This is a genomic window from Acutalibacter sp. 1XD8-36, from assembly GCF_009917525.1.
Taxonomy (GTDB): Bacteria; Bacillota; Clostridia; order Oscillospirales; family Acutalibacteraceae; genus Acutalibacter.
Genome location: NZ_QZDU01000006.1, coordinates 72988 through 88580, shown reverse-complemented (window position 1 = coordinate 88580; position 15593 = coordinate 72988). Strand labels below are relative to the sequence as shown.

14 protein-coding genes and 1 pseudogene are annotated in these 15593 nt (G+C 52.4%); 10 read left to right on the top strand and 5 right to left on the bottom strand.

Annotated features, from left to right (window positions below; all coding sequences use genetic code 11):
- Positions 1-32: 32 nt before the first annotated feature.
- On the bottom strand, positions 33-1136 hold the full coding sequence (locus D5270_RS10860) for a LacI family DNA-binding transcriptional regulator (RefSeq protein ID WP_166544123.1): 1104 nt from the start codon (positions 1134-1136) through the stop codon (positions 33-35).
- 159 nt (positions 1137-1295) lie between these two features.
- Here D5270_RS10860 and D5270_RS17265 point away from each other — a divergent pair, with 159 nt between their 5' ends.
- The 6 genes from D5270_RS17265 to D5270_RS10835 all read left to right on the top strand — a co-directional run bounded on the left by D5270_RS17265 (position 1296) and on the right by D5270_RS10835 (position 5282).
- Positions 1296-1559 (top strand): hypothetical protein, encoded by a 264-nt coding sequence (locus tag D5270_RS17265; protein WP_442858602.1) that lies wholly within the window; start codon positions 1296-1298, stop codon positions 1557-1559.
- A complete protein-coding gene (locus D5270_RS10855; protein ID WP_166544122.1) occupies positions 1556-2188 on the top strand; it encodes an energy-coupled thiamine transporter ThiT in 633 nt (210 codons plus the stop codon). The genes D5270_RS17265 and D5270_RS10855 overlap by 4 nt, the downstream gene beginning before the upstream one ends.
- A gap of 83 nt (positions 2189-2271) precedes the next feature.
- Positions 2272-3432 carry a DHHW family protein gene (locus D5270_RS10850; RefSeq protein ID WP_166544121.1) on the top strand — a complete coding sequence of 387 codons (1161 nt, stop codon included), beginning with the start codon at positions 2272-2274 and terminating at the stop codon, positions 3430-3432.
- Between the two features lie 68 nt (positions 3433-3500).
- Positions 3501-3827 carry a DUF1540 domain-containing protein gene (locus D5270_RS10845; RefSeq protein ID WP_161474281.1) on the top strand — a complete coding sequence of 109 codons (327 nt, stop codon included), beginning with the start codon at positions 3501-3503 and terminating at the stop codon, positions 3825-3827.
- A 95-nt stretch (positions 3828-3922) separates the two neighbouring features.
- Entirely contained in the window at positions 3923-4783 is an 861-nt protein-coding gene (locus tag D5270_RS10840) for an ADP-ribosylglycohydrolase family protein (RefSeq protein ID WP_207709363.1), read from the top strand.
- A 1-nt stretch (position 4784) separates the two neighbouring features.
- A complete protein-coding gene (locus D5270_RS10835) occupies positions 4785-5282 on the top strand; it encodes a hypothetical protein (RefSeq protein WP_166544120.1) in 498 nt (165 codons plus the stop codon).
- Positions 5283-5520: 238 nt separating this feature from the next.
- Here D5270_RS10835 and D5270_RS16815 read toward each other — a convergent pair whose 3' ends face one another.
- The 4 genes and pseudogenes from D5270_RS16815 to D5270_RS10815 all read right to left on the bottom strand — a co-directional run bounded on the left by D5270_RS16815 (position 5521) and on the right by D5270_RS10815 (position 8870).
- Positions 5521-5928 (bottom strand): iron chaperone, encoded by a 408-nt coding sequence (locus tag D5270_RS16815; protein ID WP_243150332.1) that lies wholly within the window; start codon positions 5926-5928, stop codon positions 5521-5523.
- 15 nt (positions 5929-5943) lie between these two features.
- Positions 5944-6291: pseudogene (locus D5270_RS16810) on the bottom strand (DUF2200 domain-containing protein); the annotation flags it as partial.
- A 38-nt stretch (positions 6292-6329) separates the two neighbouring features.
- Positions 6330-7622 (bottom strand): ATP-binding protein, encoded by a 1293-nt coding sequence (locus tag D5270_RS10820; RefSeq protein ID WP_166544206.1) that lies wholly within the window; start codon positions 7620-7622, stop codon positions 6330-6332.
- Positions 7623-7694: 72 nt separating this feature from the next.
- Positions 7695-8870, bottom strand: a complete 1176-nt coding sequence (locus tag D5270_RS10815) for an ATP-binding protein (RefSeq protein WP_166544118.1) — start codon at positions 8868-8870, stop codon at positions 7695-7697.
- Positions 8871-9221: 351 nt separating this feature from the next.
- Here D5270_RS10815 and hsdR point away from each other — a divergent pair, with 351 nt between their 5' ends.
- The 4 genes from hsdR (at position 9222) to D5270_RS10795 (ending at position 15571) form a co-directional block, all read left to right on the top strand.
- On the top strand, positions 9222-12488 hold the full coding sequence (hsdR, locus tag D5270_RS10810) for a type I restriction-modification system endonuclease (protein WP_166544117.1): 3267 nt from the start codon (positions 9222-9224) through the stop codon (positions 12486-12488).
- A complete protein-coding gene (locus D5270_RS10805; RefSeq protein WP_166544116.1) occupies positions 12485-13903 on the top strand; it encodes a class I SAM-dependent DNA methyltransferase in 1419 nt (472 codons plus the stop codon). Before hsdR ends, D5270_RS10805 begins: the two co-directional genes overlap by 4 nt.
- Positions 13903-15264: a restriction endonuclease subunit S gene (locus D5270_RS10800; protein WP_166544115.1), complete on the top strand. Its 1362-nt coding sequence runs from the start codon at positions 13903-13905 to the stop codon at positions 15262-15264. The genes D5270_RS10805 and D5270_RS10800 overlap by 1 nt, the downstream gene beginning before the upstream one ends.
- Before the next feature lie 151 nt (positions 15265-15415).
- Entirely contained in the window at positions 15416-15571 is a 156-nt protein-coding gene (locus D5270_RS10795; protein ID WP_166544114.1) for a hypothetical protein, read from the top strand.
- Positions 15572-15593 lie beyond the last annotated feature (22 nt).

The window sequence follows — 15593 nt, the reverse complement described above, 5'->3', positions numbered from 1 at the left end:
AGCTTCAATAGTTACAATTTATTAATATTTTCTTACAGTTCAAGGGGCGCGGGCCCTGTGCTTTCCCTTAAAATCAGGCTTGCGGGCAGCTCATAGCGCAGCCAGGCCTCCTCTCCCAGGTCCTTCAGGCGCAGGAGGTTTTCCAGCATGAGCACGCACTGGCGGCCCATAAGCTGGGGCGAATTGTGGATTGTGGTGATGTTCGGCTCAATGGTGGTGCAGATGGCCCCGTCGTCAAAGCCCACCACAGACACATCCTCGGGGACCCTCTTGCCAACAGCCTGCAGAGCCATTATAGTCCGCCAAGCCTGGCGGTCGTTTTCGCAGACCATAGCCGTGGGCAGGCTCCCGGCGCTCCCGAAATCCCCCGAAAGGCTGGTATAGTCCACTAGGCCACTCTCCTCCCCGGCTGTGAAGAAGTCGCTCTCGCTGCAGCAAAGCCCGAAGTCCCTCATGGCCTCCCTAAAGCAGCGGCGGCGCTCCAGGTTCAGAAGGTTCTCCCAGCCGCTTGACACGTAGCCTATGCGGCGGTGCCCCAGCTCCTTCAGGTGCCGCACCACCCGGTGCATTCCCTGGCTGTTGCTGATACACACCGAGGGCGGCTGCCAGGTGGAGTCGGTGTAGGTGTCCATAAACACGCAGGGCACCGGCAGCGACCTTACGGTCTCGGCAATCTTCTCGTCAATAGAGCAGGGGTGCACAATGACTCCCGCCACGTTCCCCGCCCGGCGGAGCTGCTCCTCAATGGTCGCCTTCTTGTACCGCCCGGCGTGGAGCATTATCAGGTAGTAGTCATGCTCCCAGGCCTCGGCCTCTATGCCCTCCAGAACCCCGGAGAAGAAGTTATACGGGTCATTCATATCCTCCAGGTAGTCGTGCTCATGGTAGATAAAATACGCAATGGACTTGCAGGCGCAGCCGCCCCCGCCGGGCTCCTCTGCCTTCACCGCCGCCTGCTGCCCCGGGGCCGAGCCCTCCCTGCAGGACTCGCACAGCATCTGCCCATAGCCAAGCTCATGTATCTGCTCCAAAAGGGACTTTCTCAGAGCGCTGCTGATACCCGGCTTATTGTTCAGCACCAGGGACATGGTCGCGGGGGAAACTCCCAGCTTTTTGGCAAGGTCTTTTGCTTTCATAACTGAAACACCACCAGCGTTTTTATAAATTCTTTATAAAGTATTATAAACCATGAGCCGGGAAAAAGCAATAGCAAATTTATGCAAAGGCCATTGGACAGTGCCGGAGAAATTCGCTATTGACAAATAGAAGGACATAGGCTAGAATAAAACCGAAAAATGAAGAGCAGGGGAGCGGACCTTGCCAGAGCGCTGCTTTGGCAGGTCCCCGGGCTTATGGTACGATGGCCCGGGTGTGCTGAGAGGAGCTGCGAGCTTAGACCCTATGAACCTGAGGCGGATAATACCGACGGAGGAAGCATCTCATTTTCCCAAGCTTATTCTATACTTTTGGGAGCTTCTGCGCTGTTCGGAAAATTTTTTCCGGGCGGCGCTTTTCATTTTTCAAAAATAATCTTTTTGAGAAAGGGAAATGCTAAATGAACAACACATCAAACACACGCCCGAAAAATGTGGAGAACCTGGTCCTTGCCGGAGTTCTCGTGGCCCTGGGGACAGCGCTGTCCTTTGTGAAGGTTTTCGACCTGCCGTACGGCGGCTCAATTACCCTTTGCTCCATGCTGCCGGTAATGCTTTTCAGCTTCCGCTCCGGGATAAAATGGGGCCTTGGGGCCGGCTTCACCTTCAGCGTGCTGCAGCTGCTCTTTGGCCTGGACGCCCTCAAGGGCATATCCGGCGCGACTGTAGCCGGCTCCATATTCCTCGACTACCTGCTGGCCTTCACGGTGCTGGGCCTTGCGGGGATATTCCGGGGCAAAATAAAGCATGACCCCGCGGCCTTTACCCTGGGCTGCCTTATAGCCGGACTTCTGCGGTATGTTTCGTCCATACTCTCAGGCTGGCTGCTCTGGGCCCAGTTTATGGAAGTGGGCTATATGCAGGAGCTGGTGGCAAACTTCTTCCCCGGGCTCAGCTACCTCACCGGCCCACAGCTTGGGATAATCTACTCCACCTGCTATAACGGCATGTACATGATACCCGAGACACTTGTCACCTGCATTGTAGCCTTCATAGCCATGCAGCTTTTGGGGAGGTTTATTCTGAAAGATTGAGAAAGTTTTAGCCTTTGCTTGCTTTACCGGGGAAATTCTGGTATGATTTAGGGGCTGGATAAAAGTGGAAGGAGCTGACCCCTATGCCAGGCAAGCATCATGCGGACAATCGACCGAGCCTCTGGCTCATTATAGCTGTAATAATTATACTCACCGGCCTGCTGGCTGCGGGCATACTCCTTGTCCGTGAGCTGGGCCTAAGGGATAAGGAGCAGGAGGCAAAGGGGCCCAGCCCGGCACCTGTATCCTCTGCCGTGGAGTCTGAGGCAGAGCCCACGCCTACTCCGGCGCCCACTCCATCACCTACGCCGGAGCCAACGCCCACTCCCGGCCCCATACCTGACAACGGCGAGGACGGCTATCTCTCTGAGGGCATATACATCTGGAACAATATGGCCTTTGAACTGTTCTACGGCTACGACGAGGCCTCGGATCCCTACGCCCAGGCTATAGACGGCTTTGCAAGGGACCTGCCCGCCGATGTGAAGGTATATAATATGATAGTCCCCAACCACAGCGAGTACGGCCTGCCGGAGAGGCTTCGGGACAGCCTTGGCTGCGGCTCACAAAAGGACAATATACGATATATCTACAGCACCTATAAATACGCCCAGCCCGTTGACATCTGCGACGCCCTGGACCAGCATAAGGAGGAGTACCTCTATTTCAACACCGACACCCACTGGACCGCCCGGGGGGCCTACTACGCCTATGAGGAGTTCTGCAAAGTTGCCCAGGTGCCCTGTACGTCTCTGGAGCAGTTTAACGCTGTGAGCCACGAGCGGGACTTCTACGGCTATCTTGCCGAGGTCACCGGCGAGGACTGCCTGTATGACAACCCGGACCATATCGAGACCTTCGAGCCCGGATACCCCTATAAGGCCGCTATGAGCTACGACGGCTATGACTTCTCCCAGCTGGACGGCGTGAACAGCAGCGACGCCTCCATGGGCTACAGCATGTTCCTCTGGGGCGACCTGCCATGTGTGCGCATACAGAATGAAAATTCATATATGAACAGAAAGCTTGCAGTGGTAAAGGAATCCTACGGCAACGCTGCCGGGGCATTTATGGGCGCCAGCTTTGACGAGGTATATATGATAGACTTCAGGAGCTTTTCCGGGAGCCTGCCGGACTTTATAAGGGATAACGGCATAACCGATGTGCTCTTTATGAACAGCGCCACCGCTGCAAATACCTACCAGCGGGTGGAGGACCTGAACTCCCTTTTCCCGGAGGGCTGATAATTTGATGCTTTGCGGCAATACTAACCCCTGTCCGACCACTTTCTATAATATAGGGGGCATTTACCATGAGAAACAAGCTTGAATGTTCAGTGACCGCCTGCCGCCATAACGAGCACAACTTCTGCGACCTGCCCGGTATCAAGGTTGAGGGTCCCGGCGCCCGGGAGAGCCGCCAGACCTGCTGCGAGTCCTTCGAGCCTCGCGGCGGGAGCAGCAACAGTGCAGGCTCCTGCGGCTGCGCGTCCGCGGAGACAGCCATCGACTGCAAGGCCAAGAATTGCACCTATAATAACGACTGCAGGTGCGAGGCCGAGTGTGTCTGCGTGGGCTGCTGCTGCGACGATGTGACCGGCAAATCCGGCACCGAGTGCTGCACCTTCCGCGAGGGCTAAGCGAAAACCCATAAGCAAATGGCGCCGGGCCTGGATGGTCCGGCGTTCTTTTTGTGCAATATGCCAAATAGTAATTTAACCGGCGCCATGTTATAATGGACGCAAAAGAGCCGGGGGTGTGTGGAGTGTACGGGGCAATACTGGGCGATATCGCCGGGTCGCGGTTTGAGTTTACAAGGCCTGAGAAATTCGACTGGCGGCGTGAGGAGCTCTTTAACGGCATGAGCAAGTACACCGACGACACTGTGCTCACCATCGCCACAAAGTACGCTGTGCTCACAGGTGTGCCGTATTTCCGGGCCTACCAGCGCTTCGGGCGGCGGTACATGCAGGCGGGCTACGGGCCCATGTTCAAGAACTGGCTGCACGCCCACTCTGAGAAGGGCTATAACAGCTACGGCAACGGCTCTGCCATGCGGGTGAGCTATATAGGCCTTTACTTTGACACCCTGGAGGATGTTGAGCGGGAGGCAAGGCAGAGCTCCGTCTGCACCCACGACCACTATGAGGGAATCAGGGCAGCCATAGCTACGGCTGCGGCGGTATTTATGGCCCGCACCGGGGCCAGCAAGGCCGAGATAGCATATTATATGCGCAGGCGCTATAAATACACCGTGGCGCGCCCCCTGTTCCTGTACCGGCCCTTCGGCAGGTTTGACGTGACCGCCATGGGCACAATGCCCTTGGCAATACGCTGCTTTTTGGAGTCTGAGGACTGGGAGAGCTGCATAAGGAATGTGTACAGCGTGCGGTGCGACACGGACACGGTGGGCTGTATAGCCGGGGGCATAGCGGACGCCTTTTACGGCGGCACCGGCCAGGACGAGGACGCGCTGCTTCGGCGCTACCTTATCCGCCCCAACCGGGTGGGCGCCTTTGACACATACCTGTATGACTGGGCTGTAAAGACCCCGGAGGAGTACAGGCGGGAGAAAGAGGAGAAAGGGGAAACCTGAGATGATACTGCAAACCTACCAGTCCAAGGTGGTGCTCCGCACCCTGAGAAGCGGCGAGGTCTACCGGGCAAAGCCCAACCTCGGCCTCCGCGGGGAGTATAACGCGCTGATAGACATGCTGGGGCTCCACTGCGAGTGCCCGGTCTTCGCGGTGGTAAAGGGCAAAAAGCAGAACACCGGAGGGAAGGTATCAGGCTCCGTACGCCTCACCATGGATGTGCCTGAGGAGTTTGTGCATATAACCGAGTACGGAATCTGGGCCGACTTTATCTACGCCTTCAAGTTCTCAAAGCCCGGAAACTATAAGGTGCTGCGCCCGGACTGCGAGGAAATCTCCGTGCGCAGGTATAATGAGCTGATGGAGGATTTAAAGAACCAGCGCAAGCTCAGCACTTACGAGTGCCCCCAGGTGGTGCTGGAGAGGATTGAACCGGGGTGGCTTAAGAGTGTGAAGATGTTCGGCGAGTCGGGGCTGTTTGGCTGGGCCAGGCGGAGATAGCCTCATATAAAGCATAAAGGCCGACAGGGCTGTCCTGCCGGCCTTTACTTTTTGCATTTGTGCCTTGCCTACTTGTCGAAGGAGGGGTTGAAGGCGTAGAAATTCTTGCTGTCCAGGCGGTCGGTTAGAATGCGCAGGCCTTCGCCGAAATTAGCGATTTAAGTAAAAGCCCCGGAGCCCAGTGTTTGCAAGGGTTCTGGGGCTTTTTCAGTGGGCTGAAAAATGTGCGGACAAGTCCCTATTTCTGGTTATTTGTCCCGCACCACGCCGCGATCTCTCCTATCAACTCTAACGGGAGCGGCTTGCTGTAGGGGATCTGAATGGCTCCTTTGCTGGTCTTATAGTCCGTCAATCTGTCGGCAAACACCTCCACAGCCTCTGGGCCGGGATAAAGGCCGATGTGCCGTTTGAAAGCCGCGAACTGGATCAGGTTGCGGCCCTTCCAATAGGTGGGCATACTCCAGGAGATCTTTTCCTTGGCCTCCGGGATGCTGCCTTTAATGGCGTCATTGACTTGGCGCAGATAAGGCTGCACCTCTTCCGGCTGGCTGAGGATGTATTCCTCGATCGTCTCCGGCGCTTTCCCACAATAATGATCCTGCTCTTTTCTGCGAAATGACCGGCCGCATTTGGGGCATACCCACATGGTTGGTTCCTCCTGTTTCCGCAGAATCTTTTCCATAGGCTTGCCCTTGGCAAGCTCGTCGATGAGCTTATCCAAGTACCGGATTTCTCGCATGAGAGGGTCTTCGATTTCCTCCACCCGTATGCCGCAGACCACACCCTTTATCAGCGTCCGATTGGGATTGGGGGCGGGTGCGTTGCGGAAAAAGTCTCCGTAGCAGACCGAGGATGTAAGGGCCTTTTCCAAACTTTCTGTATTGTGTCCTGTCAGCCAGAAGATAACTTCATCAACTTCCGTTTGTGTACGCCCCTTCTTGACTGCCTTATTCAAAAGAAGTTCGTAGACTTTCCCAAAATCCATTTGGAATACTTTTTCATTGGTCATATGATTGGATGTCCTCTTTTTTCTCTAAAGTATAGCCGCTAAAGCAGTTCCCTTGTTTTTTTCGCCAGATATAGCGGAAGATTGGTAATATACCCATCCTTCCGGTAGCCACGCTTAGAGAATCGCAGAGCGTGTTCCGGCTGCTTTTCAGCAATATACCGCTTGAAGGAAGGGGCTGATTTGTCCTCGCCGCCCTTGGCCTCAATGGGGATGATCTCTGTTCCGTATTGCACCACAAAATCAATCTCACCGTTTTTGTCGGAGTAGTAGCGGGGTTCTACCTCGAACTGGCCTCGGAGCTGCTGCAAAACAAAATTCTCGGTCAGGGGGCCTTTGAATTGGTAATCGCTTTTCAACAGAATTGCGCTGTTGTCGATCCCCGCCATCTGCTTGAGCAGGCCGGTGTCAAAGACAAAGAGCTTGAACTGATCCAGCTTGTCAAAAGCGGCAAGAGGATGCTCCAGCTTGGAGATATTGTAGACCCGGTTCAGCATCCCGGCAGAAACGAGCCATTCTATCGCTTCCTCAAAGTCTCTGGCCCGTCCTCCTTCCCGGACAGCACCGTACATGAATTTCTCATTGGCTTTTGCAAGCTGGGAGACGATGCTGCGGAAAACCATCAGAATGCGGCCGCTGTTGACCTTGCCGTTGTGCTTGGAGAAGTCGTTTTCATATATCTCAATCAGCTCCCGCTGGATCTGAGCCACCTTAGCCGGGTCTTTGTATTTTATCCATAAGGCCACGCACTCCGGCATCCCGCCAATGATGAAGTAGTTATTGCAGGCTTCCATCAGACGGCGGTGGAAAATCTCCTCAATAGGCTGCTCCTTCTGGATGCCGCAGTAGAACTCATACAGGGAAGGCTCCACAGCCGCCAGAAATTCATCGAAGGTAAGAGGGGAGAGGTCCAGCAGGTTCACCATGCCCACCGGGTAGGACTTTGGCTGGGCCAGCAGCGTCCCCAGGAGACTGCCAGCCGAAATAATATGGTACTCGTTGGCCCTTTCCTTGAAGTATTTCAAGGCGTTGAGGGCGGCGGGACACTCCTGTATCTCGTCAAAAATCACCAGGGTCTTGCCGGGAAGTATCTTCTCACCGACGATCATTGACAGCAATTCGATGATCCGCTGGGGGTTTTTATTGGCTTCAAAGATGGACTTCAATTCGTCCTCTTCATCAAAGTTGAAGTAAACGGAATGTTCGTAGCAGCCTTGCCCGAATTCCTTCATGAGCCAGGTCTTGCCAACCTGCCGAGCGCCCTTGAGTACCATGGGCTTGCGGTCTTCGCTGTGCTGCCACTGGATCAGAGCGTCTAAGGCGTTTCGCTTCATCACATTACCAGCCCTTCTTGTGTGGGATCAGGAATAGTATAACACATTTTTTCGGGGAATACAACGCAGTTTTCACACATTTTTTCCAGCCAACCAGTCCTCAATCCTCATCGCCGGGATACCCTCATAGTTCCCCCGGAAGGAGCCTTCTTTATACAGAACCAGTTTCGGATAGTTGTCCCTGACCTCCAACAGCGAACCAAATTCCCGCTGGATGGTAGCTTCATCACTGAGCAGGTAACAGACCTGCACATACAGCTTGTCCCCCTGTTTCTCGCCCACGAAGTCGATTTCCTTCGTCCCGACACGGCCAACGTAGACCTTGTACCCCCGGCGAAGTAGTTCCAGGCCCACGATGTTTTCCAGAACGATCTCCACATTTTGAAGGTTCGAGCCGATGACAGCTTCCCGCAGTCCGTGATCGGCCACATAGTATTTTTCGTTGACCTTCAATACCTTCTTACCGTTGATGTCCTGGCTCTTGAAGCGATACAGAAAATAGGCTTCCTCACAGGCTTTCAGATAGTTCAGGATCGTTTCGGGGGCTACGGTGCGGTTTTCCGCCTTGAAGAACTTGGAGATGCTGGTGGCGGAAAAGCTCCTTCCTACGTTGGCCAGGGCATAGGCAATGATGCGCTCCAATAGGTCAACGTCCCGGATGTTGTTGCGCTTGACAATATCCTTCAGCACCACCGAGTTGAAGATGTCCTGGAGGTAGTTCTTGCTGATCTCCGGCTCGAAGTTGATGCTGGACAGAAAGGGCATGCCGCCATACTGGATGTATTGATGGAAAGTAAGTCCGGGGTCAGCCATTTGAAACTCAGTAAAGGAAAAGGGGTATACAACAAAGGAAATATACCGCCCGGCAATATAGGTAGCCAGTTCGCCGGACAGCAGCCGGGAGTTGGAGCCGGTGATGTAGATGTCCGCATGGAACTTCACCCGCAGGGAGTTGACTGCCTTCTCCCAGCCCTGCACCTCTTGAACCTCATCGAAGAACAGGTAGAATTGTTCCTTGCTGTCTCCGATTTTCTCACATACATAGTCATGAAGGGCGTTATATTCGCATAGGTGTTGGTTTCCCAAATCCTCAAAGTTTAGAAAGATGGTATTAGGGCTGCCTATCTCGTCACGAATCTGTTCCAACAGGACGCTTTTCCCGCCGCGCCGGATGCCGGTCAGTACCTTGATGATGTCCTTGCCGATAAAGGGACGGATTTTCGCCAGATAGTTCTCTCGTATAACCATGACGATCAACTCCTCTCTTGTATAGGATAACACATAGTATAGCTTGTAGTCAATCGGATTTTGATGTTATATCAGATATAACTTATAAAATGGCAATAAGAGTGGTATGAACTCCCGTAGAACAGTTTGCAAGGAATACTTTGTTGCGTTATTCCGATATATGATGTATAATAAATACTGGATTTATTTTGAATCAAGATGTGCAGATGGGCGGCTATAGGGTGCAATCAAGAAAGGGAAAACCTGGCTTATCCCAGCAGATTCTAAAAAACCATCTGACAAAAGATTCAAGCATCATAAATCTGAAAATGCAACTTCATTTTTACAAAATACCAGCAAGGAGACGGTACTATGAAATCAAACTTTGCGTTTTTGAACAGTCATTTCCCCGTGCTGGCAAATTTCGGTGAACTGGCAGAAAAATATTTATATAGCGATTCTAACTCCTGCCTGATGAAATTGGGAATGATCGGCGAAACGATTGTTAATTTGTGTTTCACCTATGATAGAATCCCTCTGCCCCAGGATAACACAGCCGCAGTCAGAATCAACAGCCTCTTCCGCGAGGGTATGATTACCCGCGACTTAAAGGAGGTCCTTCATGCCCTGCGCATCAGCCGCAATAAGGCTACACATGAAAACTACGCTTCTGTAGAAGACGGAAAGACATTGCTTCAAATGGCGTACAGTCTATGCGAATGGTTTATGCAGACCTATGGGGACTGGAATTATCAAAATCAACCGTTTGTCATGCCATCTGAAACACTGGAACCCGTCAGTGTCAATCAGCAGAGCGAACAGGCTCAGGAGACACAGCTGATCGAAGAGGCGGAAAGGGCAGCGGCGGCGGCTCCCACCATGGAAAAGGAAGTCCGAAAGAAGCAGTCCGCCAAAGCCGCAAGCCAGCGAGTCAAATCCGAGGCGGAAACACGCTATCTAATCGACGAGCAGCTGCGCAAGGTTGGCTGGGAGGCCGATACAGAGCAGCTGCGCTATTCCAAGGGAACACGTCCTGCCAAGGGGCGCAATATCGCTATTGCTGAATGGCCTACTGATTCTACGGTTGGCAATCGGGGCTATGTGGATTATGCTCTATTCGTTGGTATGCAGTTGGTCGCAACGGTCGAAGCGAAGGCGAGCCATAAGGATATTCCATCTGTCATCGACTATCAGTGCAAAGATTACTCCCGAAATATCCGCAGTGCTGATAAAGCCTATCAGATTGGAACATGGGGAAGCTATAAAGTGCCGCTCACCTTTGCCACCAACGGAAGGCCGTATTTAGAGCAGTACGACACCAAAAGCGGTATATGGTTTTTGGATTTGAGGCAGCCCGATAATGCGCCAAAAGCTCTGCGGGGCTGGATGAGCCCGGAGGGGATTATAGAGCTGCTTGACAAGGATATTTCCGCAAGGAATCAGGACTTGCAGGAGATGCCCTATGACCTGCTGCGTGACAAGGACGGCCTGAGTCTCTATGAATATCAGGTCAGAGCGATAAAGGCCGCCGAGGAAGCAATTATCAACGGCCAACGTAATGTCCTGCTTGCCATGGCGACAGGAACGGGCAAGACCAGAACCATCCTGGGTATGATCTACCGTTTCCTGAAAACGGGACGGTTCCGCAGAATCCTTTTCCTGGTGGACAGAACCGCTTTAGGTGAACAGGCCTCTGACGTATTCCAGGAGGTCAAGCTGGAGGACTTAATGACCCTTGATGATATATACAATATCAAGGGTTTAGAGGATAAGGATATAGACCGTGAGACTCGTATCCAGATTGCCACGGTTCAGAGCATGGTCAAGCGAATCCTGTACAATGACGAGGATACCATGCCCGCTGTTTCTGACTATGATTTGGTTATCATCGACGAAGCGCACCGAGGCTATATCCTGGATAAGGAAATGGGCGAGGATGAAGTCCTTTACCGGGATCAGATCGATTATCAGAGCAAATACCGCTGCGTTGTAGAGTATTTTGACGCTGTGAAAATTGCGCTGACCGCAACGCCAGCCCTACAGACCACCAAGATTTTCGGACAGCCTGTATTCAAGTATACATACCGGGAGGCGGTGATCGAGGGGTATCTGGTTGACCATGACGCTCCCCATAGGATATCCACCAAATTAAGCGCGGAGGGCATTCATTACAAGAGGGGCGATACCGTTGTACGGTATGACCCTGTGACGGGTGAGGTCACCAATTCTGAGCTGTTGGAAGATGAATTGGATTTTGATGTGGATGCCTTCAACTGCCAGGTCATAACAGAGCCGTTTAATCGGACGGTTTTGGCTGAAATCGCCCGTGATATTGACCCGGATAGTCCGGATGTTCAGGGGAAAACCTTGATTTTTGCCGTCAATGATGACCATGCTGATTTAATCGTAAAAATTCTGAAGGAGATTTATACGGAAAAGGGCGTGGACAATGACGCCATTATGAAAATCACCGGCTCTGTAGGCGGCGGCAACAAGAAAAAGGTAAAGGACGCCATCAAGCGCTTCAAGAACGAACGCTTTCCCAGCGTTGTCGTAACAGTGGATTTGCTGACGACGGGAATCGATGTTCCCGCAATCACAACATTGGTATTTATGCGCCGTGTGAAATCCCGTATCCTGTTTGAGCAGATGATGGGCCGTGCCACCCGCCGCTGTCCTGATATCCACAAGACCCATTTTGAAATCTACGACCCCGTTGGCGTTTATGATTCTCTGGAAGCGGTCAACACCATGAAGCCCGTCGTTGCCAACCCCAGCGCAACATTTGAGCAGCTTTTGGATGGCCTGGAGGTTCTGGAGGATGAACGCCAGGTGCAAAATCAGATCGATCAAATCCTTGCAAAGCTGCAACGGAAAAAACGGCGCATGGATGCTGAAACCATGGAACATTTTATCAGCATGACCGGGGGACAAGACCCCACCCAGTTCATTGACGACATTCAGCAGCGCAGGCCGGAGGACGCCAAAAACCGTCTGCTTGCCAATACGGAGCTATTCAAAATGCTGGCGCAGTTCAAGCCGGATGGCCGCCGCTCTGTGGTGATCTCCGACCACGAGGATGAGCTTTTGGAGCATACCAGAGGCTACGGCAGCGGCAGCAAGCCCGAGGATTATCTGGACGCATTCGCAAACTATGTCAAGAGCAATCTGAATGAGATCGCCGCCTTGAACATCGTCTGCACAAGGCCGAAGGAGCTGACCCGCGAGGGGCTGCGCTCCCTACGCCTGACGCTGGACAGGGAGGGCTTTACCACCCAGCAGCTGAATACGGCTGTTTCCCAGATGACCAACGAGGAAATCGCCGCCGATATTATCAGCCTGATTCGCCGGTACGCTATCGGCTCCACCCTGATTTCCCATGAGGCCAGAATCAGACGCGCGGTGGACAAGCTGAAAAAGGCGCATACCTTCTCCAAGCAGGAGCTTAACTGGATTACCAGAATGGAAAAATACCTGATGGAAGAATCTGTGCTGAATGTGACCGTATTTGACGAGGATGGGCGCTTCAAGGCACAAGGCGGCTTTGCGAAGATCAACAAAGTGTTTGGAAATAAACTGGAAAGCATTATCCTGGAGCTGAACGAGTATCTGTACGATGATGGAGGGAAAATCGCATGACGACACAGGAAATTGTCTCCAAGCTCTGGAACCTCTGTAATGTTCTCCGTGACGACGGCATCACCTATCACCAGTATGTGACGGAGCTGACCTATATCCTGTTTTTGAAAATGGCGAAGGAGACGGGGGCAGAGAGCCAGATCCCGGAGGCTTATCACTGGGACAGCCTCACCGCCAAAAGCGGCATTGAATTGAAGAAATTCTATAAGGAGCTGCTGAACCACCTGGGCGAGAGCTGTACAGGCCGTGTGCGGGAAATCTATCAGGGCGCGGCCACCAACATTGACGAACCGAAGAACCTGGAAAAGATTATCACCACCATTGACGGGCTGGACTGGTTTTCTGCCCGGGAAGAGGGGCTTGGCAATCTGTACGAGGGCCTTTTGGAGAAGAACGCCAACGAGAAGAAGTCGGGAGCGGGACAGTATTTCACGCCCCGGGTGCTGATTGATGTCATGACCCGTCTGGTGAAGCCTCAGCCGAAGGAACGCTGCAACGACCCCGCTTGCGGCACGTTCGGCTTTATGATCGCCGCCCATCGGTATGTTGCGGACCAGACCGATGACTTCTTTGACCTGGACGCAGACACCGCCGCCTTTGAGCGCACGGAGGCCTTTACTGGCATGGAGCTGGTACATGATACCCACCGTCTGGCTCTGATGAACGCCATGCTGCACAACATGGAGGGGACCATCACGCTGGGCGATACCCTGTCCAATCTCGGTAAAAGTATGCGGGGCTATGACGTGGTCCTCACCAATCCTCCCTTTGGAACGAAGAAGGGCGGCGAACGCGCCACCCGCGACGACTTCACCTACACCACCAGCAACAAGCAGCTGAACTTTTTGCAGCATATTTACCGCAGTCTGAACGCGGACGGAAAGGCCCGCGCCGCTGTGGTGCTGCCGGATAACGTCCTCTTTGCCGACGGCGAGGGTGAGAAAATCCGAATTGACCTGATGGACAAGTGCAATCTGCACACGGTTCTGCGTCTGCCCACCGGCATTTTCTACGCCCAGGGGGTCAAGACCAACGTGCTGTTTTTCACCCGGGGAAGGACGGACAAGGGCAATACCCAGGAGGTCTGGTTCTATGACCTACGTACCAATATGCCCTCTTTCGGCAAGACAAATCCGCTGAAAACGGAGCATTTCGCGGACTTTGAGGCGGCGTTTGAGGCCGCAGACCGTCGGGCTGTGCAGGATGAGCGGTGGAGCGTGTTCACCCGGGAGCAGATCGCCCAGAAGGGCAACAGCCTGGATTTGGGGCTGATTCGGGATGATTCCATGGTTGACTATGACGATTTGCCCGACCCGATTGAGAGCGGCGAGGAAGCCATTGCGCAGCTGGAAGAAGCGGTGGACCTCTTGCAGAGCGTGGTGAATGAGCTGAAGGCCCTGTCGGAGGTGGACTGATGGCAAGAGGGAAAAAGGCGGCAAAAGAACTGTCGCCAGAGGAAAAGCTGCAACAAGCCCTTGTGCCAGCAGAGGAGCAGCCGTATCCGATTCCTGAGAATTGGTGCTGGATTTATTGGGGCAATATCGGCGAGTTTACTGCCGGAAGTACTTTCAAAAATGAATATCAAGGTTTTGCTGAATATCAAATTCCTTTTTACAAAGTTGGAAGTTTGAAATATTCCGATGTAAATGGGATTTTATATGATAATAGCAATACTATTAACGAAGAAATTAGAGCAAAATTAAAAGCTGCATTGATACCAAGTCAATCAATTATTTTTGCAAAGATTGGCGAGGCTATTCGCTTAAACCGCAGGAGCATCAATGCTGTACCGTGTTGCATTGATAATAATCTTATGGCCTTTCAAGCTAAGGAATGTTTTTGGCACTATGCGTTTTATTGGACCCTTGGGCTTGACTTATACACATACACGAATGCTACAACTGTTCCAGCAATACGAAAGAGTGATTTGGAAGCAATTCCGTTTCCGCTCCCCCCCTTTTCAGAACAGCACCGTATTGTCTCCCGCCTTGAAAGCCTGTTCGCCAAGCTGGATGAGGCGAAGGAAAAGGCCCAAGCAGTGGTGGACGGTTTTGAGCTGCGGAAGTCTGCAATTCTTCATAAGGCATTTACGGGGGAGCTGACGGAGCGGTGGAGAAACAAGCGTGGCGCAGACAAATGGCGTACATCCACATTTGGCAAATATACGAATTCGCAGTATGGATATACGGAGAGCGCCACACAAGAACCAGTTGGCCCAAAGTTTTTGCGTATCACCGATATACAAGATGGCGTTGTTAATTGGGACAAGGTTCCATATTGTGCGATTTCAAAGGACGATTTTGAGAAATACTCGATGAAGCAGGGCGACATCGTGATAGCACGCACAGGCGCAACTACAGGGAAAAGCTATCTGATTGCGGATGACGTAAAAGCGGTTTTTGCCTCATACTTGATTCGGCTGACGATGAAACAGGCAGGGCTAATGGCAAGATATTTATATTACTTTATGCAATCACCAAGTTATTGGCAGCAAATTACAGAGTTTAGTGCAGGCATTGCACAGCCGGGTGTAAATGCAAAAAAACTGCAAAAGATAGAGCTTCCCATTCCATCTGTTGAAGAACAAGAAGAAGTTGTCGTTGCCTTGGATAAGATTCTGAAAAAAGAGCAGCAAGCCAAAGAAGCCGCCGAAGCTGTCCTCTCCCAGATCGACAACATGAAAAAGGCGATTTTAGCCCGCGCGTTCCGTGGGGAATTGGGAACGAATAACCCGGAGGAGGAATGGGCGGGGGAGATGGTGAAGGAAATATTATAGCGTGATTCGAATATAATAGTAAAAACCAAGGGCGCGGATGTGCTCTTGGTTTTTACTATTCATCCACGAAATATGCCGCGGCTTCACGCATATTATCGTAATGGATGAGATCGACATTGGCCCTGTGTGGGGCCATCTAGGAGGTATTGCAATGGCTAATCTAAAAGATGAGTACACGGACATCAAAGACCGGAAACACCGTGTAGAGCATTTTACTGTCCATGAAGAGGACCCAGCCAATCGGGAGCGGCTTAAAGAAGAGCTGTTTCTGGCTTTGACAAGAACGGAAAAGCGTATTCCCGCATAGGGAGTACATACATTTTACCATG